A 4,131-nucleotide genomic window follows, 5' to 3' on the forward strand; every position below is an offset into this window, starting at 1 on the left:
CGTACGCGATCGACGCGTAGGCCTGCGACGCGGCCACGTACCGCACACCGCGCTCGACGTCGAGACCGCCGCCGCCCGGTCGGAGGAGGACTGGGTGGGCCTGCTGGGCGACGACCTGATCGCCGTGCGGGACCTGCTCACCGCCGAGGCGGGTGAGACCGCGGCCATCGCCGGCACGCGGGTGTGGGGTGCCCTGGAGTGCTTGCGCAAGACGGGCTCCACCACGCAGGCGCTGACCGTCGACCGGGTCCACCCGGACGGCTGGGCGGTGCTGTCGACCGGCGACGCCAAGGTGGCCACCTGGGTCACCACCCTCAACGACCAACCCGAGCCGGTGGTGTTCGCGGTGCTCGTGGGCAAGGAGGACTGACGTGACCAACTACTACGAGATCCGGCACACCGTGGGGTTCGAGGAGACCAACCTCGTCGGCAACGTGTACTACGTGAACTACCTGCGGTGGCAGGGGCGGTGCCGCGAGATGTTCCTGAAGGAGAACGCGCCGAGCGTGCTCCAGGACCTCCAGGACGACCTGAAGCTGTTCACCCTCAAGGTCGAGTGCGAGTTCTTCTCCGAGATCACGCTCTTCGACGAGCTGTCGGTGCGGATGCGGCTGGAGGAGCTGACCCAGACGCAGATCCAGTTCAGCTTCGACTACGTCAAGGTGACCGCCGGCCAGGAGGTCCTGGTCGCCAAGGGCAGGCAGCGGATCGCGTGCATGCGCGGCCCGAACACCAACACGGTGCCGTCCCGGGTGCCCGACGACCTGCGCAAGGCGCTCGCGCCCTACGCCGAGGCCCCGGTGCTGGCCCGCGCCGGGCTGGGGGGATGACCGACATGTACGAGGCGGCGCCCACGATGGAGGAGACCTCGCTGAGGGACGCCATGTCCCTGTTCGCGACCGGGGTCACGGTGCTGACGGTCGGCGGCGAGCACGCGCACGGCATGACGGCGAACGCGTTCACCTCGGTGTCGCTGGACCCGCCGCTGGTGCTGTGCTGCATCGCCCGCTCCGCGGTGATGCACGAGGCGATCAGCAACAGCAAGCGGTTCGGCGTCTCGATCATGGGCGCCGAGCAGCGGGACACCGCGAAGTACTTCGCGGACAAGCGCCGCCCGCTCGGGCAGGAGCAGTTCGACGCGGTGGACTGGCTGGAGGGCCCGGCGACGGGCGTGCCGCTGCTGAACGGCTCGCTGGCGTGGCTGGAGTGCGAGCTGGTCCAGTTCTACGACGGCGGGGACCACACGATCTTCGTCGGTCAGGTCCTCAGCTGCCGCCGCGGCGCGGACGCCCAGGCGCTGCTGTTCTACAGCAGCGCGTTCCACCAGGTCTGACGTCCGGGTCCGCACGCATCGGGAGGGAGTGCACATGCTGGTGACCGTCACCGGAGGTACCGGTTTCGTCGGCTCGCACACGGTGGCGGAGCTCGTGCGCGCCGGGCACCGGGTCCGCCTGCTGGTCCGGGACGCGAACGCGGTGGAGGCCGCCGTGCGACCACTGGAGGTGCCACCCGACGCGGTGGACGTGGTGGTCGGGGACGTGACCGACGAGCAGTCGGTCACCGCGGCGGTGCGCGGCGCGGACGCCGTCGTCCACGCGGCGTCGGTGTACTCGTTCGACCGGCGCAGGCGGGCGGAGATGCTGCGCACCAACGCCCGCGGCACGGAGGTGGTGCTCGACGCCGCCCGCCGTGCCGGGGTGGGGCGCACCGTCCACGTGTCGAGCACCGCGGCGCTGTTCGGACCCGGTGTCCGGGTCATCCACGAGCAGTCGCCGCTGGGCACGACCCGTGCGCCGTACGCGGCGACGAAGGTCGCGTCGGAAGCCATCGCGAGACGGCACCAGGAAGAGGGGGCGCCGGTGGTCGTCAGCTACCCACCGGCCCTCCTCGGGCCGCACGACCCGAAGCTCGGCGACCAGACCGTGCGGCTGCGCAACACGGTGCGCGGGATCATGCCGATGTGGCCGGCGGGCGGCCTGCAGATCGGTGACGTCCGGGACGCGGCGGCGCTGCACCTGGCGCTGCTGGCCCCGGGCGTGACGGGACGGCACTTCGGTCCCGGGCACTACCTCACGACGCGGCAGTACGTCGAAGGGGTCAGGGAGGCCACCGGGCGGTCGTTGCCCGCGGTCTTCCTGCCCCCGGCGATGATGACCCCGGTCGGCCGGTTCGCGGACCTGGTGCAGCCGGTGTGGCCGTGGCACATCCCCGCGGAGCACGAGGCGATCGCCACGGTCGCCGCGGCGGTCCGGGTCGACCCGGCCGCGAGCACGCTCGACCTCAAGCCCCGACCGTTCGTCGACACGGTCACCGACACCGTGCGGTGGCTCGCCGACAGCGGCGCGGTCACCGAACGCCAGGCAGGACGCCGATGACCACCTCAGGGATCGAACACGTCAACGGGCGGGCGGACATCCGACCGGAACTGCCCGCCCGCACGATGGAACTCCTCCGGGAGCGCAACGACGACCTGCGCGACCGCGCGGTGTCCAACGCCGACGCGGTGCGCAGACAGCGCTCGCTCGGCAAGCGGACCGCGCGGGAACGCCTGGAGATGCTGCTGGACAAGGACTCGTTCACCGAGGTCGAGCTGTACCGGCGGCACCAGGCGCACGGCCTGAAGGTGTCCGAGCACCGCCCGCACACCGACGGCGTGGTGGCGGGCTCGGGCACCATCGACGGGCGGCGCGTGTTCGTCTACGCGCAGGACTTCACCATCTTCGGCGGGTCGCTCGGCCAGGCGCACGCGGCGAAGATCCACAAGGTGATGGACATGGCCATCGACACCGGCTCGCCCATCATCTCGCTCAACGACAGCGGCGGCGCGCGCATCCAGGAGGGCGTGATGGCGCTGGACGGCTACGGCGGCATCTTCCGCCGCCAGGTGGCCGCGTCCGGCATCATCCCGCAGATCGCCGTGGTGCTCGGGCCGTCCGCGGGCGGTGCCGCGTACTCGCCCGCCCTGGCGGACTTCACGTTCATGGTCCGCGGCACCGCGCAGATGTACCTGACCGGCCCGGACGTGGTGCAGGCCGTGTCGGGGGAGAAGGTCAGCCACGACGAGCTCGGCGGCGCGAAGGTGCACGGCGAGCTGTCCGGCCTGGCGTCGTTCGTGCACGAGGACGAGGAGTCGTGCCTGGAGGACGTCCGCTACCTGGTCTCCATGCTGCCGTCGAACAACATGGAACCGCCGCCCGCCTACGAGACCGTGGGCGCGGTGGACGACCTGCGGCCGGACTTCGCCTCGATCGTGCCCGTGGAGCCGAACAAGCCCTACGACATGCGCACGCTGATCGAGGAGCTGGTGGACGACGGGGAGTTCCTCGAGGTCCACGCCGGCTGGGCGCGCAACGTGGTGGTGGCGCTCGGCCGGATCGACGGCTCGGTCGTCGGCATGGTCGGCAACCAGCCGATGGTGTTCGCGGGCGTGCTGGACATCGAGGCGTCCCAGAAGGCCGCGCGGTTCGTGCGGTTCTGCGACGCGTTCGGCATCCCCCTGGTGTCGTTGGTCGACGTGCCCGGCTTCCTGCCCGGCACGGCCCAGGAGCACTCGGGCGTCATCCGGCACGGCGCGAAGCTGCTCTACGCCTACTGCGAGGCGACCGTGCCGCGCATCCAGGTGATCGTGCGCAAGGCGTACGGCGGCGCGTACATCGTGATGGACTCGCGGTCCATCGGGACGGACCTGTCGCTGGCCTGGCCCACCAACGAGATCGCGGTGATGGGCGCGGAAGGCGCGGTGAACGTCATCTTCCGCAAGGAGCTGGCCGCCTCGGCCGACCCGGACACCCTGCGGGCCGAACTGCTCGCGGAGTACTCCGAGCAGCTGGTGCACCCCTACTACGCGGCCGAGCGGGGGCTGGTCGACGACGTGATCGACCCGGCGCACACCCGTTCGGCGGTGGCGCGGGGGCTCTCGATGCTGCGGAACAAGCGCCGGCCGACGCCGGCGCGCAAGCACGGCAACCTGCCGCTGTAGCGGCCGGGTGCGGATCGGGAGGCCGTTGCCCGGCAACGGCCTCCGGCGGTGACCGGAGTCGGCGTGGAACGCGGGGCGGGGGGCGTATGGTGGGGGGCGGGGGGGGGGGGATTCGCGCGCCCCGCTGGGTGGGGGGCGGGGGGGGCGGGGCG

General features: G+C 71.8%; 5 protein-coding genes. All 5 read left to right on the top strand.

Features of this window, described 5'->3' with window-relative positions:
* The coding region (locus AB0G02_RS30445) for a hypothetical protein (protein ID WP_360800764.1) at positions 1-370 on the top strand (370 nt) is incomplete at its 5' end.
* A gap of 1 nt (position 371) precedes the next feature.
* Positions 372-830 (top strand): acyl-CoA thioesterase, encoded by a 459-nt coding sequence (locus tag AB0G02_RS30450; protein WP_360800767.1) that lies wholly within the window; start codon positions 372-374, stop codon positions 828-830.
* Entirely contained in the window at positions 827-1,333 is a 507-nt protein-coding gene (locus AB0G02_RS30455) for a flavin reductase family protein (protein WP_360800770.1), read from the top strand. The genes AB0G02_RS30450 and AB0G02_RS30455 overlap by 4 nt, the downstream gene beginning before the upstream one ends.
* A 34-nt stretch (positions 1,334-1,367) precedes the next feature.
* Positions 1,368-2,375: an SDR family NAD(P)-dependent oxidoreductase gene (locus AB0G02_RS30460; protein ID WP_360800773.1), complete on the top strand. Its 1,008-nt coding sequence runs from the start codon at positions 1,368-1,370 to the stop codon at positions 2,373-2,375.
* Positions 2,376-2,440: 65 nt separating this feature from the next.
* The gene (locus tag AB0G02_RS30465) at positions 2,441-3,979 is read left to right on the top strand and encodes an acyl-CoA carboxylase subunit beta (protein ID WP_360800776.1); all 1,539 of its coding nucleotides are present in this window, start codon (positions 2,441-2,443) and stop codon (positions 3,977-3,979) included.
* The last annotated feature ends 152 nt before the right edge of the window (positions 3,980-4,131 follow it).

This window comes from Actinosynnema sp. NPDC023658 (assembly GCF_040639995.1).
Taxonomy (GTDB): domain Bacteria; phylum Actinomycetota; class Actinomycetes; order Mycobacteriales; family Pseudonocardiaceae; genus Actinosynnema.